General features: G+C 71.1%; 23 protein-coding genes. 20 read left to right on the top strand and 3 right to left on the bottom strand.

Annotated elements, in window-relative coordinates; genetic code table 11:
- Positions 1-9 precede the first annotated feature (9 nt).
- The 11 genes from ACFQWG_RS06860 to ACFQWG_RS06810 all read left to right on the top strand — a co-directional run bounded on the left by ACFQWG_RS06860 (position 10) and on the right by ACFQWG_RS06810 (position 12712).
- On the top strand, positions 10-1581 hold the full coding sequence (locus ACFQWG_RS06860; RefSeq protein ID WP_380973543.1) for a sulfatase-like hydrolase/transferase: 1572 nt from the start codon (positions 10-12) through the stop codon (positions 1579-1581).
- A gap of 210 nt (positions 1582-1791) precedes the next feature.
- On the top strand, positions 1792-2256 hold the full coding sequence (locus ACFQWG_RS06855) for a YidH family protein (RefSeq protein ID WP_380973540.1): 465 nt from the start codon (positions 1792-1794) through the stop codon (positions 2254-2256).
- A 17-nt stretch (positions 2257-2273) separates the two neighbouring features.
- Positions 2274-2696, top strand: a complete 423-nt coding sequence (locus ACFQWG_RS06850; protein WP_380973537.1) for a DUF202 domain-containing protein — start codon at positions 2274-2276, stop codon at positions 2694-2696.
- A gap of 776 nt (positions 2697-3472) precedes the next feature.
- Complete coding sequence (locus ACFQWG_RS06845) at positions 3473-4534, top strand: CobW family GTP-binding protein (protein ID WP_380973534.1); 1062 nt, start codon at positions 3473-3475, stop codon at positions 4532-4534.
- 40 nt (positions 4535-4574) lie between these two features.
- Positions 4575-5396 (top strand): AmmeMemoRadiSam system protein B, encoded by an 822-nt coding sequence (gene amrB, locus ACFQWG_RS06840; RefSeq protein ID WP_380973531.1) that lies wholly within the window; start codon positions 4575-4577, stop codon positions 5394-5396.
- Positions 5393-5989 carry an AmmeMemoRadiSam system protein A gene (gene amrA, locus ACFQWG_RS06835; RefSeq protein WP_380973529.1) on the top strand — a complete coding sequence of 199 codons (597 nt, stop codon included), beginning with the start codon at positions 5393-5395 and terminating at the stop codon, positions 5987-5989. Before amrB ends, amrA begins: the two co-directional genes overlap by 4 nt.
- Complete coding sequence (amrS, locus tag ACFQWG_RS06830; protein ID WP_380973526.1) at positions 5986-7080, top strand: AmmeMemoRadiSam system radical SAM enzyme; 1095 nt, start codon at positions 5986-5988, stop codon at positions 7078-7080. Before amrA ends, amrS begins: the two co-directional genes overlap by 4 nt.
- A gap of 212 nt (positions 7081-7292) precedes the next feature.
- Positions 7293-9053 (top strand): 2-isopropylmalate synthase, encoded by a 1761-nt coding sequence (leuA, locus tag ACFQWG_RS06825; protein WP_380973523.1) that lies wholly within the window; start codon positions 7293-7295, stop codon positions 9051-9053.
- A gap of 72 nt (positions 9054-9125) precedes the next feature.
- Complete coding sequence (recO, locus tag ACFQWG_RS06820) at positions 9126-9881, top strand: DNA repair protein RecO (protein WP_291496947.1); 756 nt, start codon at positions 9126-9128, stop codon at positions 9879-9881.
- On the top strand, positions 9878-10729 hold the full coding sequence (locus ACFQWG_RS06815) for an isoprenyl transferase (RefSeq protein WP_380973519.1): 852 nt from the start codon (positions 9878-9880) through the stop codon (positions 10727-10729). The genes recO and ACFQWG_RS06815 overlap by 4 nt, the downstream gene beginning before the upstream one ends.
- Positions 10730-10873: 144 nt before the next feature.
- The gene (locus tag ACFQWG_RS06810) at positions 10874-12712 is read left to right on the top strand and encodes a BCCT family transporter (RefSeq protein ID WP_380973515.1); all 1839 of its coding nucleotides are present in this window, start codon (positions 10874-10876) and stop codon (positions 12710-12712) included.
- Here the strand turns inward: ACFQWG_RS06810 and ACFQWG_RS06805 are convergent.
- Both ACFQWG_RS06805 and ACFQWG_RS06800 read right to left on the bottom strand, forming a co-directional pair.
- Positions 12661-13188 carry a hypothetical protein gene (locus ACFQWG_RS06805; protein WP_380973512.1) on the bottom strand — a complete coding sequence of 176 codons (528 nt, stop codon included), beginning with the start codon at positions 13186-13188 and terminating at the stop codon, positions 12661-12663. The two genes, ACFQWG_RS06810 and ACFQWG_RS06805, sit on opposite strands and share 52 nt — an antisense overlap.
- A gap of 72 nt (positions 13189-13260) precedes the next feature.
- The gene (locus ACFQWG_RS06800; protein WP_380976268.1) at positions 13261-13695 is read right to left on the bottom strand and encodes a Fur family transcriptional regulator; all 435 of its coding nucleotides are present in this window, start codon (positions 13693-13695) and stop codon (positions 13261-13263) included.
- 279 nt (positions 13696-13974) lie between these two features.
- On the opposite strand from ACFQWG_RS06800, the gene ACFQWG_RS06795 reads away from it, so the two are divergent.
- The 6 genes from ACFQWG_RS06795 to aroD all read left to right on the top strand — a co-directional run bounded on the left by ACFQWG_RS06795 (position 13975) and on the right by aroD (position 20303).
- Entirely contained in the window at positions 13975-14919 is a 945-nt protein-coding gene (locus tag ACFQWG_RS06795; RefSeq protein ID WP_380973509.1) for a metal ABC transporter solute-binding protein, Zn/Mn family, read from the top strand.
- A 78-nt stretch (positions 14920-14997) separates the two neighbouring features.
- Positions 14998-15870 carry a metal ABC transporter ATP-binding protein gene (locus ACFQWG_RS06790; RefSeq protein ID WP_380973506.1) on the top strand — a complete coding sequence of 291 codons (873 nt, stop codon included), beginning with the start codon at positions 14998-15000 and terminating at the stop codon, positions 15868-15870.
- A complete protein-coding gene (locus ACFQWG_RS06785; RefSeq protein ID WP_380973503.1) occupies positions 15867-16736 on the top strand; it encodes a metal ABC transporter permease in 870 nt (289 codons plus the stop codon). The genes ACFQWG_RS06790 and ACFQWG_RS06785 overlap by 4 nt, the downstream gene beginning before the upstream one ends.
- A gap of 127 nt (positions 16737-16863) precedes the next feature.
- Positions 16864-18252, top strand: coding sequence for a glycine--tRNA ligase (locus ACFQWG_RS06780; RefSeq protein WP_380973500.1), 1389 nt, complete (start codon positions 16864-16866; stop codon positions 18250-18252).
- A gap of 1 nt (position 18253) precedes the next feature.
- Positions 18254-19519, top strand: coding sequence for a tRNA dihydrouridine synthase DusB (dusB, locus tag ACFQWG_RS06775; RefSeq protein ID WP_380973498.1), 1266 nt, complete (start codon positions 18254-18256; stop codon positions 19517-19519).
- Positions 19512-20303: a type I 3-dehydroquinate dehydratase gene (gene aroD, locus ACFQWG_RS06770; RefSeq protein WP_380973495.1), complete on the top strand. Its 792-nt coding sequence runs from the start codon at positions 19512-19514 to the stop codon at positions 20301-20303. The genes dusB and aroD overlap by 8 nt, the downstream gene beginning before the upstream one ends.
- Positions 20304-20360: 57 nt before the next feature.
- On the opposite strand, the gene ACFQWG_RS06765 is transcribed toward aroD, so the two are convergent.
- Positions 20361-21626, bottom strand: coding sequence for a hypothetical protein (locus tag ACFQWG_RS06765; RefSeq protein WP_380973493.1), 1266 nt, complete (start codon positions 21624-21626; stop codon positions 20361-20363).
- A gap of 100 nt (positions 21627-21726) precedes the next feature.
- Between ACFQWG_RS06765 and ACFQWG_RS06760 the strand changes: the two genes are divergently transcribed.
- Genes ACFQWG_RS06760 through dnaG form a run of 3 tightly spaced genes read left to right on the top strand, consistent with a single transcriptional unit; the run spans position 21727 to position 25669 of the window.
- Positions 21727-23028 carry a deoxyguanosinetriphosphate triphosphohydrolase gene (locus ACFQWG_RS06760; RefSeq protein ID WP_380973490.1) on the top strand — a complete coding sequence of 434 codons (1302 nt, stop codon included), beginning with the start codon at positions 21727-21729 and terminating at the stop codon, positions 23026-23028.
- 11 nt (positions 23029-23039) lie between these two features.
- Positions 23040-23681, top strand: a complete 642-nt coding sequence (locus ACFQWG_RS14290; protein WP_449329132.1) for a hypothetical protein — start codon at positions 23040-23042, stop codon at positions 23679-23681.
- On the top strand, positions 23669-25669 hold the full coding sequence (gene dnaG / locus ACFQWG_RS06750; protein ID WP_380973485.1) for a DNA primase: 2001 nt from the start codon (positions 23669-23671) through the stop codon (positions 25667-25669). Before ACFQWG_RS14290 ends, dnaG begins: the two co-directional genes overlap by 13 nt.
- The last annotated feature ends 1 nt before the right edge of the window (position 25670 follow it).

Below are 25670 nucleotides of genomic sequence, written 5' to 3'. Positions count from 1 at the left end.
GAGGCACTCATGCCCGCAACAGGGGCCGACGCCGTCGCGCCGGACAAGAAAATGAACATCCTCATGCTGATGACCGATCAGCATCGCGCCGACACCTTGGGCTGCTACGGCAACCCCATCTGCCAGACCCCCACCATCGACTCGATCGCGGAGAACGGCACCCGCTTCTCGCAGTGGTACACACCCACCGCCATCTGCACGCCTGCGCGCGCCTCTCTGTTCACCGGCTACGCGCCCTTCCGGCACAAGCTGCTGGCCAACCAGGAACGCAATGTCGGATACATCGAAGACCTGCCTGCCGACCAGTGGACCTTCACCCAGGAGCTGCGCGACAACGGCTGGAACTGCGGACTGGTCGGCAAATGGCACGCCGGCACCGTGCGCACCGCCAACGACTTCGGCATGGACGGGCTGAACTACCCCGGATGGCACAACGCCATCGACCACCCCGACTACCTCAAGTACCTCGAGGACAACGGGTTCCCGCCCTACGAGATCACCGACCGCTACCGCGGGACCTTCCCGAACGGGGAGACCGGCAACCTACTGGCCGCCCGCCTCCAGCAGCCCGTCGAGGCGACCTTCGAGCACTACCTGGCCAACAAGACCATCGAGATGATGGAGAAATACGCTGCCGACCGTAAAACCACAGGTCAGCCGTTCTTCCTGCTGGCCTCCTACTCCGGCCCGCACCTGCCCTACGTCATCCCCGACGAGTACTTCGACATGTACGACCCTGCGGACATCCGACTGCCCGCCTCGGTGGCCGAGGACTTCTCGGACAAGCCGGCCATCCAGCGCAACTACTCCCAGCACTGGGCCTTCGACACCATGAGCGAGGAGCAAGACCGCAAGCTCATCGCCATCTACTGGGGCTACGTCACCATGGTCGACATGGAGTTCGGTCGCATTATGGACGCCATGAGGCGCCTGGGACTGGCCGACGAGACCGCTGTCGTGTTCAGTTCCGACCACGGCGAGTTCACCGGGTCCCACCGCCTGCACGACAAGGGCCCAGCCATGTACGACGATATCTACCACACCGGTGGCATCATCCATGTCCCCGGATGCGCGCCCCAGGTGCGCGACGAGTTCGTGACGCTGCTGGACCTGCCCGCCACCTTCCTGGACTTGGCCGGATTGGATCCCTCCCCGGCTGTCGACTCCCGGTCGCTGATGCCGATCGCGCGTGGCGAAGACGTCGAGTGGGATCCCTACGTGTTGGCGGAGTTCCACGGACACCACTTCCCGGTCGCCCAGCGCATGCTGCGTGGACGCAAGTACAAGCTGGTCGTCAACCCCGAGTCCCGCAACGAGTTCTACGACCTCGAAGCCGACCCGAACGAGCTGCAGAACCGCTATGAGGACCCGCTGCTGCGGAGGCCGCGCAACGAGATGCTGCACATCCTGTACACGCGGCTACGCGACCGCGGTGACAACTTCTATCACTGGATGTCTTCCATGTATGAGGTGGGGGACCTTGACTACGACCCGACCATGTCAGGCCTGGATGAGTCGACCTATCACCACGACGAGGACGGGGCTCAACTTGGGGCTGGGGATGAACCTGGAGCCTTCTGAGTCGAAAGTGATGTGAATATGAAGGTGTGAGGCCCGCTGTGCTGGCTTGAGATCTGTACCCGCCCGGGTGAGTGTGTGCTCGGGCGGGCATCGAGCCTGTCAGGCATGTTGCATGCAGCGCGTTGCATGGGCGGAAGGGTGGGCACATGTCCTGACATACTTACAATTCGTGTGTCTGAAGGGGAGAAGCGACGTGAGGAGAACCTCGGTATGAAGGACGCTGTTGTCGACGATGACGCGGAAAAGGCACCCAACGCTGCAGTGGGGTCCGTTCCCGCATCGGACAATACCGCGCCCGTGCCGGATTCTCAGCCGAAGAAGCGGACCCCGCGCTGGATCTTCGCCAATGGCAAGGAACCCGACCCGCGATTCTCCCTGGCCAACGAACGCACCTTCCTGGCGTGGATCCGCACGGCTGTTGCATTGATCGCCGCAGCTGTCGCAATCCACGCGGTGACGCTCCCGATTCCCGACTGGGTGCAGATGGCGGTGTCCATCGTGCTGCTCGCCGCGGGCGCACTCATTCCGGTGGGTGCCTGGCTGGGACGCTGCGTGGCGGAACGCGCCATGCGTGTCAGTGACCCGCTGCCCAACACCTTGATCGCAGAGGCCATTCTCGCGGTCGCGTTGATCGCCGTCGTCATGCTTTTCGCCCTCGGTCTGTCGCTGGAGTGAGTCGCATGAGTAACCGAGTGAGCGACACGTCCGATATGACAGAGGCCGAGATGCCAGTGAACCATGTCGGCGAGCCTGGCCTCGTCGACGACGGCCTCCAGATTGAGCGGACGACTTTGTCCTGGCGACGCACCTGCCTGTCAGGAGTCGTGCTTCTCTTGGGTGTCCTCAAGGTGACGGTCAAGCTCTCGATCCTGCGCACCATCGTGGTGGCCGTTGTCGCCTTCGCCGTGATCGCCGCGATCGCGGTTCTCGTCGCGCGCTCGCGGGCTCGGGTCGCCGGACGTTTCGTATCTGTGGATGCTCAGCGTGAGGACAACGTCGATTGCTCCGGGGCACTGGGGGTTCTCAGTGTCGGATGGGGGCTGGCCGTCACGCTGCTTGTCGCGGGCGCTGCAGTTGTCGCGCTGATCACGGTCATCCTCGACCAATTGCCGTGAGCTCCTGCAGAGTCTTCGATCCCCAGACCGCGGTTGTTCTGTACTCGCTGGTTCGTTCCCGGTGCGGCGTCAATTCACCCCACCGCAGCGCTAATCCTCGGCCTCTCAACAGCGACCTGCGAAAACGGATCGACCGGGGTGTTGCCACGTCGATAAGTGCTGCGGCGGGGTGGCTCGGGTCGCTACATCGTTGCGAAGAAGAGAGCGGTGACAATAGGCGGCGCCATCACGGCGACGATCGCGGCAACAAGGTCCTGGTCGAAAGATCGGCCCACACGCCGACGGGCGACCATAACCGCCCGAGCTTCAGGGTTCTCAGCTTGCTCCGCCTTGCGCATCCACCTGCGCAGGCACGACTCAGCGATACCGAAGTCCCTGGCAACCTGACGCAACGGGGCATCCCTGGTCGGGCCGCGCGGATGACGTCCTCGCGGAACTCTTTGGGAGAGGCCTTAGGCATGGTGATCATCCTTCCAGAACGCACCCACGTGCGCTCACATCAGGTGCCACCAATCCCCGCACCAGACCCCGGTACTGGGCCGTGAACCTCCGACACCGCCTCAGCGTCTTCTCGTTCCCTGCACCCATGACAACACCTCTCCCGCAGGACGATCCGGCCCCACCACATCAGGTGCCCGAAACAACAGGGCAAGCCCAGCCTGGCATCATTCTTCTCGACGACAGCTCGCGGTTCCGCCGGGTCGGGCGGGGCGGGCGCCCCGATCTGGCTGATGATAATGTTTCTCAATAGTGGGCGGATGGGACGGAGCGAGACGATGAGCGATCGGCGGGTGCCGGTGGTCGCGGTGACGGGTTTCCTCGGAGCGGGCAAGACGAGCCTGCTCAACCACCTCCTACGTCGCCCCGGCGCGCGGCTGGGCGTCGTCGTCAACGACTTCGGGGCGATCAACGTCGACGCGGCGCTCGTGGGCGGGCAGGTCGAGCAGGCGGCGGCGATCACCGGCGGGTGCCTGTGCTGCCTCCCCGACGCCGGCGGCCTCGACGACGCCCTGGCGCGCCTCGCGCGTCCCCGGCTGCGGCTCGACGCGATCCTCGTCGAGGCCTCCGGGGTGGCCGACCCCCTGACCGTCGCCCGGCTGATCCGCGCGAGCCGGGCGCGGCGCGTCCGGCCCGGCGGGCTCATCGAGGTGATCGACGCCCTCGAGTACTTCGCGACGGTGGACCGGTGGCCGCAGCCCCCCGCCCGTTTCGCCGCCGCGACTCTCGTCGTCATCGGGAAGACGGACCTCCTGGCCCCACAGGAGCGGGAGGAGACGGCGGCACGCATCCGCGCGCGCGTGGCGCGGCGCAACCCGAGGGTCCCGGTCCTCATCGCCCGGCGCGGCGGGATCGATCCCGCCCTGATCTTCGACATCGCGGCCGCAGAGGACCCCGCCGACGAGTTGCCGATCGCGCGCCTGATGCGAGAGGAGCACGGCGACCGCCACGAGCACGCCCAGTCCGTCAGCCTCCCCCTGGACGCCCCGGTGGCACCGGGCCCGCTGGTCGACCTGCTCGAGGATCCCCCCGAAGGCGTCTACCGTCTCAAGGGCAGGGTCCGGACGCGCGGCCCGAGGGCGCAGCACGGGTGGCTCGTGGACACCGTCGGTCCCCAGATCCACGTCGCCGCGTTGCCGGCGCCGCCGCCGGTCGGCGAACTCGTCGCGGTCGGCGCGCACCTCGACCGCGCAGAGGTACGGCGCCGCCTGCTGCACGTGGCGCGTGCCGCCCCGGACCGGGCCGACCCGGCCGGGATGGGGCGGCTGCGCCGCCACGCCCGGCTCAGCTCGGGCAGCGGACAGCCGGTTTCCAGTGAGCTGGCGCACAGGGAGGACTAGGCTCGGGACCGACTGATCGACCGACCGGGGGGAGGACGCCGTGACGCTGTCGGTGCGGCCGCCCGCGGTCGCGGGAATGTTCTATCCGGCGCGCGCCCCGGAGATCGTGGCGGAGGCGGACCGCCTTCTCGAGGCCGCCGAGCGCAGGCTTGCGGACATGCCCGACCGGCCCCACCCCAAGGCGCTGATCGTCCCCCACGCGGGATGGATGTGGTCGGGAGACCTCGCGGCGCTCGGCTGGCAGACCCTGGCCCCGCGCGCCGGCGGCATCGGCCGCGTCGTCCTGTTGGGCCCGACCCACCGGGTCGCGATCCGAGGCGCCGCCCTGCCCGGGGTCGACCTCTTCGCCACCCCAGCGGGAGCGCTGCGCATCCCGGCGGACGAGGTCCTGGAGGCGACAACGCCGCTCGCCCGCCCGGTGGGCGTCGACCCGCTCACCCATGCCGAGGAGCACGCCCTGGAGGTCCAGGTGCCTTTCATCCAGAGGGTCCTCGGCGATGTCGACCTGGTCCCCCTCAATGTCGGGCTGGCGCGTCCCGACGAGGTCGCCGACATCATCGACGCCCTGTGGGACGGGTCCGGCACCGTTGTCGCGGTCTCCTCCGACCTCTCGCACTACCACACGTCGGAGCGGGCGCGGGAGGTGGACCGGGCCACGATCCGGCAGATCGTCGACCTCGACGGACCCATCCCCGCGGACCGCGCCTGCGGGGCCAGCCCCCTGAACGGCCTGCTCACCTGCTGCGCGCGCCGGGGCCTGCGCCCCAGGCTGCTCGGCGCCCACAACTCCGGCGACGTCGCCGGTGACCATGACCGCGTCGTCGGGTACGCGGCGCTGACTGTCGAGGAGACCCGCTCATGACACTTCCCACCGATGCCGGTGACCTGCTGCTGCCGATCGCCCGGAGCGCCGTCGAAGCGCGTCTGGCGGGGACGCGCACGGGGCAGATCCCCGTCGCCGATCTCGCGGCGCGCGGGTCGCGTCCGGACTGGCTGGCCGGCCCTGGAGCCAGCTTCGTCACCCTGGAGGCGCTCGGGCGCCTGCGCGGATGCATCGGGACGCTGACCCCGCACCGCCCCCTGGGCGAGGACGTCGCGCACAACGCGATCGCCGCCGCCTTCCACGACCCCCGCTTCGATCCCCTCGCCGAGGCGGAGTTCGACGGCGTCCTCATCGAGGTGTCGGTGCTCTCCGAGAGGACGCCCCTGCCGTACTCCTCGGAGCGGTCCGTGAGCGACGCGCTGCGACCGGGGGTCGACGGAGTGGTCCTGGAGGCGGGACCGTTCAACCGGGCGACGTTCCTCCCACAGGTGTGGGACGAGCTGCCGGACCCCGCCGACTTCCTGCTCCACCTCAAGCGCAAGGCCGGCCTGCCGGACGGCTGGTGGTCCGATGACGCCCGGTTCGAGACCTACACCGTCGAGTCCTGGCGGGAGGGGCCCGACCGGCGATGAGCGCGACGGCGTCCCCTAGGCGCGCGGCGCGCGCGTGCACGGGCCGGTGGCAGCACTTGCTCGCCGACGGGCGCCTCCAATGCGATCTGTGCCCCCGGGCCTGCCGCCTGCGCGAGGGCCAGCGGGGCTTCTGCTTCGTGCGGGAGCGCCGAGGGCGCTCGATCGTGTCCACCACCTGGGGAAGGAGCTCGGGGTTCTGCCTGGACCCCATCGAGAAGAAACCGCTCCACCACTTCCACCCTGGCACGCCCGTGCTGTCCTTCGGCACGGCCGGATGCAACCTGGGGTGCCGTTTCTGCCAGAACTGGGACATCTCGGCCGCGCGCGAGTGGGACCGTCTGGGCGCCTCCGCCACGCCCGAGCGCATCGCGTGGACGGCGCAGCGCTGGGGCGTCCCCCAGGTCGCCTTCACCTACAACGATCCCGTGGTCTACGCGGAGTACGCCATCGACACGGCGCGCGCCTGCCATGACGCGGGCGTGCGCGCCGTGGCCGTGACGGCCGGCTACGTGGCGCCTGCCGCGCGCGCCGACTTCTTCGCCCCGATGGATGCGGCCAACATCGATCTCAAGGGGTTCACGGAGGACTTCTACTGGCACACCACCGGCGCGCATCTGGCCGACGTGCTGGACACGATCGCCTGGACCGTCGCCGAGGGATCGACCTGGGTGGAGCTGACGACCCTGCTGATCCCGGGACGCAACGACGCGGAGCGTGACATCCGCCGCGAATGCCGGTGGATCCGGCGGGAACTGGGGCCCGACGTGCCGCTCCACCTCTCCGCCTTCCACCCCGCCTTCAAGATGCCCGACGTGCCCCCGACGCCGCCGGAGACTCTGCGCCGAGCCCGGGAGATCGCCCTGGAGGAGGGCCTCCACTTCGCCTACACGGGGAACATCCGCGATCCGGCGGGGGAGACGACCTCGTGCCCGGGGTGCGGAGCGGCGCTCATCCGCCGCGATTGGTACCGCATCCTCGATTATCGGATCACTCCGCGCGGCACCTGCCCGCAGTGCGGGCAGGGCGTGCCGGGGCGGTTCGACGCTCAAGCCGGCGCCTTCGGCGCCCGCTCCGTCCCGGTGAGGGTGTGAGTCTCCGCGCGGCGTCGGGGCTCCGGCCGGATGAGGCGTCCACCACGTGGCCGCGGTGACAGGATCCGGCGCCGTGGTCTAGGTTGGCCCCATGTGGACGGAGCGCCTGCTGCTTCTGTGCCGCGACGGGGCCTGACAGGCCGGATCCTCGTCGCGGCGCTCGTCATGCCCGGCCGATGCAGGCCAGACGCACAGGAACCAGAGGCGAGACCATGAAGACCACCGCACACGTCCCCACACCCGCGACGAGCCCGATGCCGGCCCACAAGTACCGGGCCTTCCTCGACACGAACCCGATCTCCCTGCCCGACCGCCGGTGGCCGGACCGGCGCATCACACGTGCCCCCAGATGGCTGTCCACGGACCTCCGCGACGGCAACCAGGCCCTCATCGAGCCCATGGACCCCGCCCGGAAGCGCGCGATGTTCGACCTGCTGGTGCGCATGGGCTACAAGGAGATCGAGATCGGCTTCCCCGCGGCCTCCCAGACCGACTTCGACTTCGTCCGCTCCCTGGTCGAGACGGACGCGGTGCCGCAAGACGTCACCGTCTCCGTGCTCACCCAGTCGCGCGCCGACCTCATCCAGCGCACGGTCGAGGCCGTCGTCGGGTTCCCGCGCGCCACGGTCCACCTGTACAACGCGACCTCCCCCCTGTTCCGGCGCCTGGTCTTCCGCGCGGATCGGGCACAGACCGTGGACCTGGCCGTCTCCGGCACCCGCGAGGTCATCGCGCAGGCGGAGAAGATCCTCGACGACGACACGGTCTTCGGCCTGGAGTACTCCCCGGAGATCTTCGTCGACACCGAGCTCGACTTCGCTCTGGAGGTCTGCGAGTCCGTCATGGACGTCTGGGAGCCGGGGGAGGGCCGGGAGATCGTCCTTAACCTGCCGGCCACCGTCGAACGCGCCACCCCGAACGTCTACGCCGATCAGATCGAGTGGATGTCACGGCACCTCTCGCACAGGGAGCACATCGCCCTGTCCGTCCACCCCCACAACGACCGGGGCACCGGGGTCGCCACCGCAGAGCTCGCCGTGCTCGCGGGCGCCGACCGCGTCGAGGGCTGCCTCCTGGGCCAGGGGGAGCGCACCGGCAACGTCGACCTCGTCACGCTGGGCCTCAACCTGTTCAGCCAGGGCGTGGACCCGGGGATCGACTTCTCCGACATCGACGCCGTGCGCCGCACCGTGGAGCACTGCACCTCGATGCCGACGCCTCCGCGCACGCCCTATGTCGGGGACCTCGTTTTCACCTCCTTCTCCGGCTCCCACCAGGATGCGATCAAGAAGGGGTTCTCCGCCCGGAAGAAGGCGGTCGCCGAGGCCGGCTCCGAGGACGACGTCATCTGGGAGCTCCCGTACCTGCCCATCGACCCGCACGACGTCGGGCGGTCCTATGAGGCGGTCGTGCGCGTGAACTCCCAGTCGGGCAAGGGCGGCGTCGCCTACCTCATGTCGACCGTCCACCACCTCGAGCTGCCCAGGCGCCTCCAGATCGAGTTCTCGCGCATCGTCCAGCGCCACACCGACTCCTTCGGCGGGGAGATCGACGCGGACAAGCTGTGGACGATCTTCGCCGACGAGTACCTCCCCACCTCCGCTGCCGAGGGACTCACCCCGTGGGGCCGCTTCGAGCTCGGGGCGACGAAGGTCTCCAGCCACGGGGACGACGAGCATGTCGACCTCCACGCGATCCTGCGCGACCACGGGGAGCCTGTCGAGATCGACGCGGAGGGCTCGGGCCCCATCGACGCCTTCGTCGGGGCGCTCGGCCAGTTCGGGGTCGACGTGCGCGTCCTGGACTACTCCGAGCATGCGATGAGCCAGGGGCGCGACGCCCTGGCGGCCTCCTACGTCGAGGCCGCCGTCGACGGCCAGATCGTGTGGGGGGTGGGCATCGACCCCTCGATCGCGCGTGCCACCTACAAGGCGGTGATCTCCGCCGTGAACCGCGCGCTCCGCGCGCGCTGACGGCCCGCCCGGCGCCGCGGCGCCGGGCGGGCCCCTCCGGGCAGCGGGGCCGCTCGGTGGGACAATGACTCCATGCTGAGGACCTACCGGGACGAGGCGGTCGTGCTGCGCACCCACAAACTGGGTGAGGCCGACCGCATCATCACGCTGCTGACCAGCGGGAACGGGCAGGTTCGGGCGGTCGCCAAGGGAGTTCGGCGAACCTCGTCGAAGCTGGGGGCCCGCGTCGAGCCGTTCAGCGTGGTCGACGTCCAGCTCCACCGGGGACGCACGCTGGACGTCATCACTCAGGCGGAGACGATTGCCTCCCACGGCCGGGATCTCGCTCGCGACTACGACCTCTTCACCCCGGCGACCGTCATGGCGGAGACCGCGGAGAGGCTGACGGCGGACTCCCCTGAGGGCGCGCACGCCCAGTACCTGCTGTTGGTCGGCGCCCTGTTCGCGATGTCCCACCGGCGCCACGATCCGATGCTGGTCCTCGACTCCTACCTGCTGAGGGCCCTGGCGATCGCGGGCTGGGCGCCGTCGTGCTTCGACTGCGCGGTGTGCGGGGCCCCAGGCCCCCACCGGGCCTTCTCCATCCCCGAGGGCGGGGCCGTGTGCGAGGCCTGCCGGCCGGCGGGCTCCGCCGCTCCCGCGCCGGGCGCCCTGGCCCTCATGGGCGACCTGCTGTCGGGGGACTGGGAGGCCGCCGACGCGTCGGAGGGCTACTGCCGGGGGGAGGCCGCGGGCCTCGTGTCCGCGTACACGCAGTGGCATCTGGAGCGCCGTCTGCGCTCGCTGGGCGTCCTGGAGGACGCGCTCGCGGCGGGGGCCGCTCGGTGAGCGGGCCGGGGACGCCCTCGTCGGGCGCGGGGGGGCGGCCGACGCCGTTTGACCGGGCCCCGGCCGATCCCCGCGCCCCGCTGCCCGGACCCGGCGACCCGCGATGGACGCCGCCCTCGTTCGGGAGGGGGGACGTACCCGCCCACGTCGCCCTGGTCATGGACGGGAACGGGAGGTGGGCGAACGCGCGCGGCCTGCCCCGTACGGAGGGCCACCGCGCCGGCGAGTACGCGCTGATGGACACCATCGCGGGCGCCATCGACGCCGGGGTGCGCTACCTCTCCGTGTACACGTTCTCCACGGAGAACTGGCGGCGCTCGCCGGCGGAGGTCCGCTTCATCATGGGGTACGCCTCGGGTGTGCTGGGGCGGCGGACCCCGCAGCTCGACGACTGGGGCGTCCGGGTGCGCTGGTCCGGCCGCCGGCCCCGCCTGTGGAAGTCCGTGATCCACGCGCTCGAGCGCGCCGAGGAGCGCACGCAGGACAATGACACGCTCGATCTCGTGATGTGCGTGAACTACGGCGGGCGCGCGGAGATCGCCGACGCCGCGCGCCGGATCGCCCGCGACGCCGCGGAAGGGCGGCTCTCGCCGGAGGGCGTCACCGAGCGGACCTTCGCCCGCCACCTCTACCTGCCCGATGTCCCCGACGTGGACCTCATGGTGAGGACCTCCGGGGAGAAGCGGCTGTCGAATTATCTCCTGTGGGAGTTGGCCTACGCCGAACTCATGTTCGTCGACACGCCGTGGCCGGCCTTCGACCGCCAGGAATTGTGGGACTGCCTGCTGGAGTTCGCGGGCAGGGAGCGGCGCTTTGGCAGGGCGCGGGACGAGGTCAAAGGTTTTTGAGCAGAGATTCTCATCGGTGGACGGGGACCTCCGAGGGCGATAGGGTGGCGAGGTATTTGCCCGTCTTTGACATTGAGGAGAAGGAATCCCGGACCGCTGGACGTGCACGGACGCCGTCCACGGGCCTGGATCTGATACGTATCCATGACTGGACCACACGGGACCCCCGAAGCCACCTGCACCGATGCGTCGACGTCGACGCCCGACGCGAGGGGAGGTGAACAGGGAACCGGGCTGGACCGATGGGTGTTCGGCGTCGCAGGAGCCGTCGTGGTCGCCTTCCTGGCCTGGGGGATCGCCGACGCCGAGGGGCTCGGCGCCTTCGCCGCGGCCGCGTTGGACGTCGTCATCACGGACTTCGGCTGGCTCTTCGTCATCGCTGCCACCGTCTTCGTCGCGTTCGTGCTGGTCGTCGCCTTCAGCAGGTTCGGACGCATCCCTCTGGGATCGGACGACGACGTCCCGCGGTACTCGACGTGGTCGTGGGTGTCGATGATGTTCGCCGCCGGGATGGGCATCGGGCTGATGTTCTACGGCGTCGCCGAGCCGCTGTTCTTCTACGTCTCCCCGCCGCCGGGCACAGCGATCCCGGAGTCCGCCACGGCGGTGCGCACCGCCATGGGCACGGCGATGTTCCACTGGACCCTCTACCCGTGGGCGATGTACGCGATCGTCGGGCTCGGCATGGCCTACGGGACCTACCGGCTGGGACGCGCCCAGTTGTTCTCCTCGATGTTCGCCGGGCTGCTGGGACAACGGGCCGTCCGAGGAGTCGGCGGACGCCTCATCAACATCCTCGCGATCGTCGCCACCCTGTTCGGCTCCGCCTGCTCCCTGGGATTGGGCGCCCTGCAGATCGGCGGCGGCCTGGAGCACAGCGGCGTCATCGGCCAGGTGGGCTCGCCCCTGCTCATCGGCATCATCGCGGTGCTGACCTGCTGTTTCATCGCCTCAGCGGTCTCCGGCATCGAACGCGGCATCCAGTGGCTGTCGAACATCAACATGGCGCTGGCCGTGCTGCTGGCCCTCGTCGTCTTCGCGGCCGGGCCCACGCTGTTCATCCTCAACATCATCCCGACGTCGATCGGGACGTTCATCGCGGATCTGCCCGAGATGGCCTCGCGCACCGCGGCCGCGGGCGACGACTCCATGGCCGAGTGGATGTCCTCGTGGACGATCTTCTACTGGGCCTGGTGGGTGTCGTGGAGCCCCTTCGTCGGCATGTTCATCGGACGCATCTCCCGCGGGCGGACGATCCGCCAGTTCGTCACCGGCGTGCTCCTGGTGCCGTCGATGGTCTCCGTCCTGTGGTTCGGCATCTTCGGCGGCGGGGCGATCGGCGTTCTCGAGCGCGCCCGCTCCGCGGGCGGCGGCGCGGCCGGCCTGGTCGCCGACCAGCCCGACGGATCGGTCGCCGTGGACTTCGACACCGTGCTGTTCCAGTACCTGGGATCCCTCCCGGTGCCCGCCTGGCTGTCCCTCGCCCTCGTGGGCCTGTGCGTCGTCCTGGTGGCGATCTTCTTCGTCACCGGCGCCGACTCCGCCTCCATCGTCATGGCGGGCCTGGCCGAGGACGGGGCCGGGGAGCCCTCGCGATGGAACGTCGTGTTCTGGGGCGCGGCGACGGGAGGCGTCGCCGCGATCATGCTGCTGGCCGGCGGGGACCATCCCGACACGGCGCTCAACGGACTGAAGAACGTCACGATCGTGACGGCCCTCCCCTTCGTCGTCGTCATGCTGGCGCTGTGCGTGTCGATCTGGCGGGACCTCTCACGCGATCCGCTGGTCATCCAGAACCGGCTCGCCCGCGAGGTCCTGGAGAAGAGCGTGGCCTCCGGCATGGAACGCCACGACGGCCCCTTCGAGCTGAGGACCGGTCCCGCCCAGGCGGACGGGACCGGACGGGAGGACCCGGAGAGCCGGGCGGGCGGTCAGGCCTGCACCGCCTCCGAGCCGTCGGGCGACCCGTCGGCGGGGGAGTGACGCCGGCGGCGGCGCACCGTGAGGACCACGCCCGCCACGACGGCGGCCAGGACGAGCCAGGCCCAGGGATTGCCGGCGGCCGCCTGCAGCACGGCCATCCAGATGGCGAGCATCCCGGCTCCGTAGAGCAGCGCCCAGGCCACGCATCCCGGAATCATCGCCAGGGTATACGTCCGCCAGCGCAGGCGGACCAGTCCGGCGCCGGCGTTGACGGCGGTCTGGATGCCCACGGTGAGGAAGCACAGGGGGATGAGGATCAGTCCCCAGTGCTCCAGCAGAGCCGCTCCCTTGCGGGGAACGGGGCCGGCGAACCACCGGGCCAACCCTCCCCGCCAGCCGTCGCTCCCACTGCCGGCGAGGGCACCGGCGGCTGCGGCGCGACCGAGCCAGTACGTGCCCTGTGCCCGGGAGAGGACGACGCAGAAGAGGAAGATGAACAATGGCGGGCCGGAGGCAGCCCAATCCGGAGTCGGCACGGGAGGTCCTTTCTGATGTCGCGTCTCCGGACAGCGTAGGAGCGGGCGCGGGGGCGCCCGCGTCACAGGGTGTCAGGAAACGGCCGCGCTGGACCGGGGCGAGCCGGCCCCCTCGTCGCCCAGCTCGGCGGTGCAGGCCTCGCACAGCCCGAACAACTCCATGGAGTGCTCGACGGCCGTGTAGCGGTGGCTGCGGGCGACCTCAGCGACCCAGGACTCGATCGCGTCCATGGAGATCTCCTCCGTGTGCCCGCAGTTGCGGCACACGAGGTGGTGATGGTGGCCGCGGCCGGTGCACAGGCGGTACAGGGACTCGCCGTCGCCCGAGCGCAGCACGTCGACGTCGCCGGACTCGCTGAGGGACTGGAGGTTGCGGTAGACGGTGGCGAGGCCCACGCGGTGCCCCTGGCGCTGGAGGTCGTCGAAGATCTGCTGGGCCGAGCGGAAGTCGTCGAGGCGTTCGAGCTCCTCGAACACGGACTGGCGCTGGCGCGTCATGCGCTGCACGGTTCCTCCCCTCCCCGGCGTGCCCTTGCGGTCGCCGGGCCGGGCCGCCCCGTTCGGGGCCTCCCGCGACTGGCCCGCGGGCGTGAGAGCCACGTCACTGCGGGCGGCCGGCCACCAGTCTACACAGGCCATCCTTCGTCGTCCGTGTGAGTAGAGGCACGCGGGGCGTCCGGGTTCGGGGTGGGGAGCGCGAGGCTTTTGACAATGCTTCTCATTATGAATAGGCTGCCGAGCGTCTCGGGCGTCGATCGGCGGCCCGATCCATCGGAAGAGGTATCGATGAACACACGTTTCCTTCCCGCCCTGGCTGCCGTCGGCGCGCTGGCCCTCGGCCTATCCGCCTGCTCCGACTCTTCCGACGCCCAGTCGGCGAGCGGGGGGTCCGACGGCGCCAGCGCCTCCGGCTCCTCCGCGGCCATCGAGGTGGTCGCCTCCACGAACGTCTGGGGCGACATCGCCTCCACGATCGGCGGGGACCAGGTCGAGGTCACGAGCATCATCTCCGACCCCGGCCAGGATCCCCATGAGTACCAGGCGAGCTCGCGCAACCAGCTGGCCCTGTCCTCGGCGAGGGTCGTCATCGAGAACGGCGGCGGCTACGACGACTTCGTCGACACGATGCTCTCAGCCTCGGGGAACTCCTCGGCCACGGTCATCAACGCGGTCGACGTCTCCGGGTACTCGGCGAGCGCCGGAGACGAGCTCAACGAGCACGTCTGGTACGACTACGCCACCGTCGGGAAGGTCGCCGACGCCATCGCGGAGGCTTTGGGCGAAGCCGACCCGGCCAACGCCGAGACCTTCACCGGCAACGCCTCGGCGTTCAAGGAGGGCCTCGACACGCTGAACGCCTCGGTCGCGACCATCAAGGAGGACCACTCCGGCACCGGAGTCGCGATCACCGAGCCCGTCCCGCTCTACCTCCTGGACGACATGGGCCTCGACAACAAGACCCCCGAGGAATTCTCGGAGGCCATCGAGGAGGAGACGGACGTTCCCGCCGACGTCCTCAAGGAGACGACCGATCTGTTCGCCGACCACGCGGTCTCCCTGCTCGTCTACAACGAGCAGACCTCCGGCCCGCAGTCGGACGCGGTTCTCGCGGCCGCCCAGGACGCGGGCGTCCCAGTGGTCCCCGTCCAGGAGACCCTGCCCGAGGGGACGGACTATCTCGGGTGGCAGACGTCGATCATCGACAGCATCTCGAAGGCTCTCCAGGGCTGATCCACTAGCATGACGGAGCGGAGGCCGCAGCCGCCATCGGCTGCGGCCTCCGCGGTCGTGCCCGTCCCAGGAGGTTGTGTGTCCGACACCGGTCATCTCTCGACGCGCGTCCCGCCATCGCGCCCATCTCAGCCCGATGGGGGCGGGACTCCCGTCCTCGCTCTCAGGGGGGCGACGCTCAGCCTGGGCGGCCGCACCCTGTGGTCCGACCTCGACCTGGAGGTCGCCCCGGGGGAGTTCATCGCGGTCCTCGGCGCGAACGGGACGGGGAAGACGAGCCTGCTGCGCGCCGTCCTCGGGGAGCACGACCTCGACTCCGGCTCCATCCGCCTGCTGGGCCAGCCCCTCCGCCGCGGCGACCGGCGGATCGGATACGTCCCCCAGCAACGGCTCATCGACCCGTCGGTGCCCGTGCGGGCGCGCGACCTCGTCGCGATGGGGATCGACGGACACCGATGGGGAACAGGACTCCCCTCCGCACGTCGGCGGGAGCGCGTCGACCGGCTCCTCGACTCGGTGGGCGCCCTGCCCCTGGCGGACACCCGGATCGGCCTGCTCTCCGGAGGCGAGCAGCAGCGGGTGAGAATGGCCCAGGCGCTGGCGGGGGACCCGCGGCTGGTCCTCGCCGACGAGCCCTTCCTCTCCCTCGACCTGCGCCGCCAGGCGGAGATCAGCGCCCTCATCGACGAGATGCGCCGCCGCCTGGGATTCGCGATCCTGCTGGTCACCCACGATATCAACCCGATCCTCGACGTCGTCGACCGCGTGCTCTACCTCGCCGGGGGCAGCGCCAGGCTCGGAGCCCCCGACGAGGTGCTCCGCTCCGATGTGCTCAGCGAGCTCTACCGCTCGCCGGTCGAGGTCATCCGCTCCTCCGGACGCGTCCTCGTCGTGGGGGTCCCCGAGACGCCCGAGGACGCCCGCGCCCACCACGTGGAGGCACATCGATGACCACACTGCTCGCTCCGGCCTCGGACGCTTGGTGGAACCAGATCGTCGACTTCTCCGACTACGGAGAGCTCGTCGTCCTGCTGCGCAACTCGATCCTCGCGGGCGTCGTCCTCGCCCTCATCGGCGGACTCATCGCCGTCTTCGTCGTCCAACGCGACATGGCCTTCGCCGTGCACGGGATCTCCGAACTGTCCTTCTCGGGCGGCGCCGCCGGGCTTCTGATCGGGATCGGCGTCGTCCCCGGCGCCCTCCTCGGGTCCATGATCGCGGCCCTCCTCATCGGGTTCATGGGGACCCGCGAACGCGAACGCAACTCCGCCATCGCCGTCCTCATGCCCTTCGGCCTGGGGCTCGGGATCCTCTTCCTCTCGCTTGCGCCGGGACGGACGGCGAACAAATTCGGCCTGCTCACCGGCCAGATCGTCGCGATCGACGACCCACAGCTCGGGGCTTTGTCGGCGATCGGCGCCGTGGCGCTGATCGGGATCCTCCTGATCTGGCGGCCGTTGTCCTTCGCCAGCCTCGACCCGGAGGTCGCGCGGGCCCGCGGACTGCCGATGCGGGGGCTGTCCCTGGCGTTCATGGCCCTGCTGGGGCTCACGGTCGCCGTCAGCGTGCAGATCGTGGGCGCGCTGCTCGTCATGTCGGTCCTCGTGACCCCGGCGGCGGCCGCGATGCGCCTCTCCGCCTCTCCCGTGGTGGTGCCCGTGCTCTCCGTCGCCTTCGCACTGGTCTCGGTGGTCGGCGGCATCATGGTCGCGCTGGGCTCGGCGGTCCCCATCAGCCCCTTCGTCACGACCATCTCCTTCCTCATCTACCTGGGCGCCCGCCTCGTCGAATGGATGCGCGGGGACGTCCGGCACTGAGCCGCGCGGCGGCTGGGCGGCCGGGAGCGTCGTTCGGACGCCGGCGGGCGCGAGCGGGGAGCGCCGCTAGAATCGCTCCCGATGCGCCGCGCCAGCCAGACGCGGCGCCCGGCCCTAGGAGCGTCACGTGGCACAGGGAGCCTCCCGCCTCGATTCCGTCATCAGCCTGGCCAAGCGCCGCGGTTTCGTCTTCCCCTCCGGCGAGATCTACGGGGGGACCCGGTCGGCCTGGGACTACGGTCCGCTCGGCGTCGAGCTCAAGGAGAACATCAAGCGCCAGTGGTGGAACCGCGTCGTGCGCTCGCGCCAGGACGTCGTCGGCGTCGACACCGCGGTCATCCTGCCCCGCCAGGTGTGGGAGGCCTCCGGCCACGTCACCGCCTTCACCGATCCGCTCGTGGAGTCCCTGCACACTCACAAGCGCTACCGCGCCGACCAGCTCCTGGAGGCCTACGAGGAGAAGCACGGCCACCCCGCCCCGCGCGGCCTGGCCGACGTCAACGACCCTGTCACCGGCCAGCCCGGCGCGTGGACGGAGCCGCGCGCCTTCTCCGGCCTGCTCAAGACCTACCTGGGTCCCGTCGACGACGAGTCCGGGCTGCATTACCTGCGCCCCGAGACGGCCCAGGGCATCTTCACCCAGTTCGCGAACGTCATGTCGACCTCCCGCATGAAGCCGCCCTTCGGCATCGGCCAGATCGGCAAGTCATTCCGCAACGAGATCACGCCCGGCAACTTCATCTTCCGCACGCGCGAGTTCGAGCAGATGGAGCTCGAGTTCTTCGTCAAGCCCGGCACGGACGAGGAATGGCACCAGTACTGGATCGACGAGCGCTTCGCCTGGTACACCGATCTGGGCATCGACCCCTCCCACCTGCGCCTGTACGAGCACCCGAAGGAGAAGCTGTCCCACTACTCCAAGCGCACCGTCGACATCGAGTACACCTTCGGTTTCCAGGGCGCGCAGTGGGGGGAGCTGGAGGGCATCGCGAACCGCACCGACTACGACCTCACGGTCCACTCCGAGGCCTCGGGCGCGAAGCTCGACTACTACGACCAGGTGACGAAGGAGCGGTGGACCCCCTACGTCATCGAGCCCTCGGCCGGCCTCACCCGCTCGCTCATGGCCTTCCTGGTGGAGGCCTACACCGAGGACGAGGCGCCCAACGCGAAGGGCGGCGTGGACACGCGCACGGTGCTGCGCCTGGACCCGCGCCTGTCCCCGGTCAAGGCGGCCGTCTTCCCGCTCTCCCGCAAAGACGAGCTGACCGGGCCCACCCGCGAGCTCGCCCAGGAGCTGCGCGGCATCTGGAACGTCGACTACGACGACGCGGGCGCCGTGGGCCGGCGCTACCGCCGACAGGACGAGATCGGCACCCCCTTCTGCCTCACCTACGACTTCGACTCGGTCACCGACCATGCGGTCACAGTGCGCGAGCGGGACACGATGGAGCAGGTCCGAATCCCGGTCACGGAGGTCCGCTCCTGGCTCGTCGAGCGGCTAGGGGCCTGCTGAGGTGAGCGCGCCGCCCGCTGCGCCCGCGCCTCGCGCGGTCGAGGTCGGGCCGTTGCGCCTGTGGTCGCCCGTCGTCCTGGCCCCCATGGCCGGGGTGACGGATGCGCCTTTCAGGCGCCTATGCCGCCGCTTCGGCGAGTCCGGTCTGCCGCCGGAACTTCGCTCCGCCGGGGTGGACGCGGAGCGCGGGGACGAGGACGGCGCCGCACGGAGGCGGCCCGTGCGCGGCGTGGACGCCCCCGCCGGACTCTACGTCACGGAGATGGTCACCTCGCGCGCCCTCGTGGAGGGCAATGAGGAGACCTGGCGCATGGTGCGCCCCGACCCGGAGGAACGGGTGCGCTCCGTTCAGCTGTACGGGGTCGACCCGGCGACAATGGCGCGGGCGGCGCGGATCCTGGTCGAACGCGGCCTCGTCGACCACATCGACCTCAACTTCGGGTGCCCGGTGCCCAAGGTCACCCGCAAGGGCGGGGGAGCGGCGCTGCCGTGGAAACGCGACCTGTTCGCCGACCTGGTGTCCGCGGTGGTCCGCGCCGCCGCGGACGTGCCCGTGACGGTCAAGATGCGCATCGGCATCGACGACGCCCACGTCACCTACCTCGACGCCTCCCAGATCGCGGTGGATGCCGGGGTCGCGGGGATCGGGCTGCATGCGCGCACGCAGATGCAGCACTACTCGGGGCAGGCTGACTGGTCGAGCATCGCCCGGCTGAGGGACGCCGTGCCGGAGCGCGTGGCCGTCCTCGGGAACGGGGACGTGTTCTCGGGCGAGGACGCGGTGCGGATGGTGGAGACCACCGGGTGCGACGCGGTCGTCGTCGGACGCGGCTGCCAGGGGCGGCCCTGGCTTTTCCGCGACATCGTGCGCGCCCTCCACGGGCTTCCGGCTCTCGAGGGCCCGACCCTGGGCGAGGTGGCGGAGGTCGTCGAGCGCCACGCGCGATGGACCGTTCTGGACCAGGGCGACGAACGCCGGGCGATGCGCGAGATGCGCAAGCACGTCGGCTGGTACCTGCGCGGATTCGCGGTCGGGGGGACCGCGCGGCGCGACCTCAACCTGGTGTCCTCGCTGGAGGAGCTGCACGAGCGCCTCCAGGCGCTGGACCTCGATCAGCCCTTCCCGCGGGCCGGCGAGGGCCGCCGCGGGCGCGCGGGCGGGGAGAAGGCCCCGCACCTGCCCGACGGGTGGCTGGACTCCCCGCGCCTGAGCGAGGCCGAGCGCGCCCAGCTGCACCTGGCCGAGATCGGGGTCTCCGGTGGGTGAGCGCGCGGTCAGCATCGGCCGCGACCCGTCGGGCCCGCGCGGCGCGGTCGTCGTCGGGGGACCCCACGGCGCCGCGCCGTGCCGCATCATCGTGCCCGTGTCGGCCCCGGGGCCGCAGACGCTCGCAGAGGAGGTCCGGGCGCTGGCGGGCCATCCCGTCGACCTCATCGAATGGCGGGTCGACGCCTTGGCCTCCATGGCTCCGGACGAGATCGCGCGCGCCTGCGCGGTCGTGCTCGGCGAGGCGCGCCGGCCCGTCCTGGCCACGGTCCGCACGGCGGGCGAGGGCGGCGCCGCCTCCCTCTCCGACACCGGCTACGCCCGGCTGGTCGCCTGGCTCGCCCGGCGGGCGGACGCCGTCGATGCGGAGGTCGCCCGCGGCGACGGCCTCGAGGGCGGGGCCGCCGCGCTGATCGCCCGCATCCACGAGGCGGGCGCCGTCGCCGTGGGCTCCCACCACGACTTCAGCGGGACCGCGCCCGAGCCGCGCATCATCGACGTCCTGCGAGCGGAGGCGGAGGCGGGGGCGGACATCGCGAAGATCGCCTACGCCGCCAGAGGCCCGCTGGACCTGCTCCAGGTCATGGACGCCCAGATGTGGGCCCGCACCGGGATCGGCCCTCCGGTCATCGCGATCTCGATGGGCAGGGCCGGCGCGATCAGCCGGATCGCGGGCGCGCCGCTGGGATCGGCCGCCACCTTCGCGACCGTCGGCGCCCCGTCCGCCCCCGGCCAGTTCCGTGCGGAGCAGGTCCGGGAGGCCCTCGACGTCATGGAGGCCTGACGCCGGCCCCATCCGCCCGGCATCGCGCGCGCCACGGCGGGCGGAACAAGGGGCGCGTCAGTCGTGGACCTCGACGGGCGCCGGCTGGACGCGCGCGGTGTCGAACCAGGCGCAGGCATCGGGGCCGATCCGCGTGGGCTCGTCGGCCGCCGCCGCGGCCGAGGCGTCCGAGCACAGGAGGAGACGGTGCTCGGCGGGTACCAGCACCGGGGCGTCTGAGGTGTTGAGGACCACCATGACGCCGGCGCAGATATGGACGGCGACCTCGGGCGGGGCCCAGGAAAGCCCATCGACGAAAGCCAGGGAGCCGGTTCCCATCAGGCGCTCGGCGCGCACCCGCGTCGCGCGGGCCAGCAGGCGCGCCTCCCCGGCCGCCTGCGGGGACGCCCCCCACGTGCGGTGGTAACGATCGACCTCCCGCGCGCCGGGAGCGGACGAGGCGCAGGGGAGGGCGTGCGTGCGCCCTCCCAGATGGCAGAACGGGACGTAGGCCGCCCCGGGCAGCGTCAGCGAGTACAGCGCCATCGCCGTCCGCCTCGCCTCGGAGGAGCCATACTCCCAAGAGCCCTCTGGAACGTGGGAGGAGTCGTGGACCACGCGGGTGTGCGACCAGTGCCACGCCGCGACCTGCCCGAGCCGATCCCTCTCCGACAGGGAGGAGCGGACCCGCCGTCGCAACGCGCCCGCCTCCCAGGGGGCGGTCACCAGAGCGTCGTCGCGCAGATGGTGGAACCAGTCCTCCTCCAGGTGGCGGCGGAACGCGGACTCGTCGCCCAGCAGGGCCTCCGCCGTGAGGATCGGCATCGGGTCGAAGTCGGCCAGCTCGGCGTGGAGGATCCGGACCAGGTGGGTGAAACGCCCGGCATCGGCCTCATCCCGGGCCGGGCCGCCCTCGTCGATGATGCCCAGATCGATGCCGTCCGCACCGGCCTTCAGCGCGGCCCGCGCGCGCACGACCAGCGTGGACACGCCGTCCTCGAGATCGGTGAAGGCGCCGCCCGCGTCCTCCGGGTCCCCGGGGGCGCGCGCGCCCGAGAGGCGCACCAGGACCTTGAGGCCGGCGCGGTGGGCGCGGGTGGCGAAGCCCGCCAGCGCGGACCCGTCCAGGGCGATGTCGGAGCGCGCGGGACGGATGAGGATGGCAGAGAAGCCGGCGCGGGAGATGTCCAGGAGGAGGCCGCCGACCTCGGCCATCTCCGCGTCGCCCACGCTGCCGGCGACGTCGCAGACCACGGCGTGGCTCCACCAGGGGGCGTCGCCGCGGTGGACACGGTGGACGAGCAGGGTCGTCACGGCGGAATCGACGGAAGAGATCTCGGTCACGGCTCCATTGTCTCCCTCCGGCCACGCCCGCGCGGCCCGGGACCGCGGAGGCGGTTCCGGCGGGCGGGTGACGCCCGGGAGCGGGAGCTAGGCTGTCCGCGTGAACACCGGCGCCCCCTACTCGGCCTCCGATCGCGCCCGGTTCGTGGCGGAGAGCCCGAAGAACCCCGCCCGCACGGACTTCGAACGCGACCGGGCGCGCGTGGTGCACTCCTCGGCCCTGCGCCGTCTGGGTGAGAAGACGCAGGTCCTCGGGCCGTCCTCGAACGACTTCGTGCGCACCCGCCTCACCCACTCGCTGGAGGTCGCCCAGGTGGGCCGCGAGCTGGGCAAGGAGCTAGGGGCCGATCCCGACATCGTCGACGCCGCCTGCCTCGCCCACGATCTGGGGCACCCCCCGTTCGGGCACAACGGGGAGAAGGTCCTGGACGAGCTGGCGGCCGACGCCGGCGGCTTCGAGGGCAACGCGCAGACCTTCCGCCTGCTGGTCCGCCTGGAGCCGAAGGTCCTCACCCCCGACGGGCGCCCCGCGGGCCTCAACCTCACGCGGGCGACCCTCGACGCCGTGGCGAAGTACCCCTGGCAGCGCGGCCAGGGACCGGACCCCGAGCGCTCCCGGCGCAAGTACTCCGTCTACGACGACGACGCCGCCGTCTTCGCATGGGTGCGCGGCACGGACGGGGACGGCCCCGGCGCGTCCGCCCCGGCGGGGCACCGCTGTCTGGAAGCGCAGGTGATGGACCTGTCCGATGACATCGCCTACTCCGTCCACGATGTCGAGGACGCTGTCGCCACCGGGAAGATGGATCTGTCGGTCATGGGGCGCGGCGCCACGGAGGACGGCGTCCTCGCCTCCACCCTGGACTGGTATGGGGCGGGAGTGTCGGCCGGCGACCTTGAACGCGCCTACCGCCGGCTGACGGCCCTGCCGGTGTGGATGGACTCCTACACCGGCTCCTACGCGGACCGCGCGCACCTCAAGGACCTCACGAGCCAGCTCATCGGACGTTTCTGCAACGCGACGGTGCGCGCCACACGCGAGCGCTTCGGCGGGGGGCCGCTCGTGCGCCACGGGGCGGACCTCGTCGTCCCCGAGGAGACGCGCGCGGAGATCCGGGTCCTCAAGGGCATGGCGGTCCACTACGTCATGAGCCCGAGGGAGAGCGAACCGATCTACTACCAGCAGCGCACCTTGCTGATGGACCTGGTCGACGCCCTCTACCAGGCCGGTCCCGGCGAGCTGGAGGAGCCCTTCGCCTCCGCTTGGCGGGAGGCCGGGGTGGGCCCCGGCAGCGAGGGCGGGCATATCCGCGCCGTCATCGACCAGGTCGCCAGCCTCACGGACCCCTCGGCTGGGCGGTGGCACGCCCGCCTGTGCGGGATGCTGTCCACCCTGATGTGAGGAGCGCAGACATGATCCTCCTCAACGACCCGCGCGTGCGCGAGGTGCCGCTGCGGGAGACGGGCGAGCCGATGGTCTCCGTCGACGGACTGGACCCCCGGATCGCCGTCGACTGGTCCCGCAGCGAGATCGCGAGCACGTCCGACAGGTTCTGCCTCGCACGCGAAGGTGTGGCGCGGATGCTCGTGCGGGCCGCGGATCTGCTGCCGCGGGGCACGCGCCTGCTGATCAAGGAGGTCTACCGGCCCTACTCGCGCCAGGTCCGCTCGTTCGAGGAGGGGATCGAGTCCTACCGGCAGGCGAATCCGGGGCTCGACGGCGAGGCGGTGCGCGAACTGGCCTGCCAGTACGTCGCGCCGCCGGAGGTCGCCGGCCACCCCACGGGCGGGGCCGTCGACGCGGTCCTCGTGCGCGACGGCGCGGGCGATGGAGGGCGCCGGTTTCGTCAATCACCCGGCGGAGTGGTGGCACTGGTCCTACGGCGACCCGTACTGGGGCCTCATCACCGGGCACCCCGCGCTCTACGGTCCGCTCGGGGACGGCTTCGCGATCTGAGGCCCGTGGCGGACCCGGGACGCCCTCGTCCCCAGGCCGGCCCCTCCCCGGGGAGTTCAGGGCGCGCCAGCCTACACTGGACGGCATGGCCGGCCTGATTCGACGCGAGGACATCGCCGCCGTGCGCGACGCCTCCCGCATCGAGGACATCGTCGGCGAGCACGTGGCGCTCAAGCCCGCGGGCGTGGGGTCGCTCAAGGGCCTGTGCCCCTTCCACGACGAGCGCACGCCCTCCTTCCACGTGCGCCCCCAGGTCGGCCTGTGGCACTGCTTCGGGTGCGGCGAGGGCGGCGACGTCATCAGCTTCGTCCAGAAGATCGACCATCTGGGTTTCTCCGAGGCCGTGGAGATGCTCGCCCAGCGCTCCGGCATCACCCTGCACTACGAGGAGGGCGGACGCCAGGTCCGCCAGGAGGAGCCGGGCAGGCGCCAGAGGCTCCTCGACGCCCACCGGGTCGCCGAGGAGTACTACCGCGAGCAGCTGCTCGCACCCGAGGCGCACGCCGGGCGCGCCTTCCTCTCGGGGAGAGGGTTCACCCAGGCGATGAGCGACCACTTCGGGGTCGGCTACTCGCCCCAGGGGTGGGACCACCTCACCCGCCACCTGCGCGGGCGCGGGTTCACGGATGCGGAGATCCAGGCCGCGGGGCTGGGCACGCAGGGCAGCCGCGGGACCTACGACCGCTTCCGGGGACGGCTGATGTGGCCGATCCGCGACATCACGGGCGCGACCATCGGGTTCGGCGCGCGCAGGCTCGACGACGACCCGGAGTCCCCGAAGTACCTCAACACCCCCGAGACCGCGATCTACAAGAAGTCTCAGGTCCTCTATGGACTGGACCTGGCCAAACGCGACATCGCGCGCCGTCGCCGCATCGTCATCGTCGAGGGGTACACGGATGTCATGGCCGCCCACGTCGCCGGGGAGACCTGCGCCGTCGCCACGTGCGGCACCGCCTTCGGATCCGACCATGTGCGCGTCGTGCGGCGCCTCCTGGGCGATGCCGCGGACCCGGCCGCCGGTGTCGTCCTGTCCTCCGGGCGCGCGCACGGGGGCGAGGTGATCTTCACCTTCGACGGCGACGCCGCGGGGCAGAAGGCCGCGATCCGGGCCTTCCACGAGGACCAGAACTTCGCTTCCCAGACCTTCGTCGCCGTCGAGAGGTCCGGCATGGATCCCTGCGATCTGCGCCTAGCGCGCGGCGACCAGGCGGTGCTCACTCTGGTCAGCTCGCGCACGCCCCTGTTCGAGTTCGTCATCCGCTCGATCCTGCGCCAGTGCGACCTCGGGACCGTCGAGGGCAGGGTCGCGGCGCTGCGGGGGGCTGCCCCCGTGGTCGCCGGCATCAAGGACCGCGCGCTGCGCCACGAGTACACGCGCGAGCTCGCCGGGTGGCTCGGCATGGAGGTCTCAGAGGTCTCGCGCGCCGTCCGCTCCGCGGAGTCGGCCGCGCGTCGGGGCGCCGCGGACGAGGGCGGGCGCGCGTCGCCGGGACGCCGCGACGCGCAGACGGCGGTGCCGATGGCCGGGGCGGGGCGGCCGGGACCGGCTCCGCGCCGCGGTCCCGAGGACCCGGTGTCACGCGTCGAACGCGAGGCCCTGGAGGCACTGCTCCAACGGCCGGCCGATCTCATCGGGTCCGGGTTCGAGGAGTTGGAAGGCGCATCCTTCTCGGTTCCCTCCTACCGTGCCGTCCATGACGCCGTGCGGGCGGTCGGAGGCCTGGACGGATTCGTCCAGATGCTCCAGGAGGCCGAGGCGCGACTCGGGGTCGGCGAGGACGCCGGGCGCGCGGCGACGCGCGCCTTCGACGAGGCGGTTCGCGAGATGGCCGGCGATGTCGTCGGGGCCGTGGTCACCGAACTCGCGGTGGCGCCTCTGCCCCAGGACCGTCCCGAAGGGCTGCGCGCCTACGCGCGCGGCGTCATGGCGGCGCTCGTGCGCATGGACCTCACACGCCGGACGGCCGAGGCGCGGGCCTCCCTGCAGCGCATGGAGCCCGACGACCCGGGGTACGCGGAGGCCTTCCAGGACCTCATGCGCCTCGAACAGCGTCGGCGCACCTACGCCGAGATCGGGAGATGAG

The sequence above is a fragment of the Schaalia naturae genome, from assembly GCF_042665795.1.
Taxonomy (GTDB): Bacteria; Actinomycetota; Actinomycetes; order Actinomycetales; family Actinomycetaceae; genus Pauljensenia; species Pauljensenia naturae.
The sequence above is the reverse complement of the archived record's forward strand: the minus strand, read 5'-3'. Positions and strand labels throughout refer to the sequence as shown.

Coding starts and splice junctions, on each gene's coding strand:
- ACFQWG_RS06860 (WP_380973543.1), top strand. CDS start 10: ATGCCCGCAACAGGGGCCGACGCCGTCGCGCCGGACAAGAAAATGAAC.
- ACFQWG_RS06855 (WP_380973540.1), top strand. CDS start 1,792: ATGAAGGACGCTGTTGTCGACGATGACGCGGAAAAGGCACCCAACGCT.
- ACFQWG_RS06845 (WP_380973534.1), top strand. CDS start 3,473: ATGAGCGATCGGCGGGTGCCGGTGGTCGCGGTGACGGGTTTCCTCGGA.
- amrA (WP_380973529.1), top strand. CDS start 5,393: ATGACACTTCCCACCGATGCCGGTGACCTGCTGCTGCCGATCGCCCGG.
- amrS (WP_380973526.1), top strand. CDS start 5,986: ATGAGCGCGACGGCGTCCCCTAGGCGCGCGGCGCGCGCGTGCACGGGC.
- leuA (WP_380973523.1), top strand. CDS start 7,293: ATGAAGACCACCGCACACGTCCCCACACCCGCGACGAGCCCGATGCCG.
- recO (WP_291496947.1), top strand. CDS start 9,126: ATGCTGAGGACCTACCGGGACGAGGCGGTCGTGCTGCGCACCCACAAA.
- ACFQWG_RS06810 (WP_380973515.1), top strand. CDS start 10,874: ATGACTGGACCACACGGGACCCCCGAAGCCACCTGCACCGATGCGTCG.
- ACFQWG_RS06795 (WP_380973509.1), top strand. CDS start 13,975: ATGAACACACGTTTCCTTCCCGCCCTGGCTGCCGTCGGCGCGCTGGCC.
- ACFQWG_RS06785 (WP_380973503.1), top strand. CDS start 15,867: ATGACCACACTGCTCGCTCCGGCCTCGGACGCTTGGTGGAACCAGATC.
- ACFQWG_RS14290 (WP_449329132.1), top strand. CDS start 23,040: ATGATCCTCCTCAACGACCCGCGCGTGCGCGAGGTGCCGCTGCGGGAG.
- dnaG (WP_380973485.1), top strand. CDS start 23,669: ATGGCCGGCCTGATTCGACGCGAGGACATCGCCGCCGTGCGCGACGCC.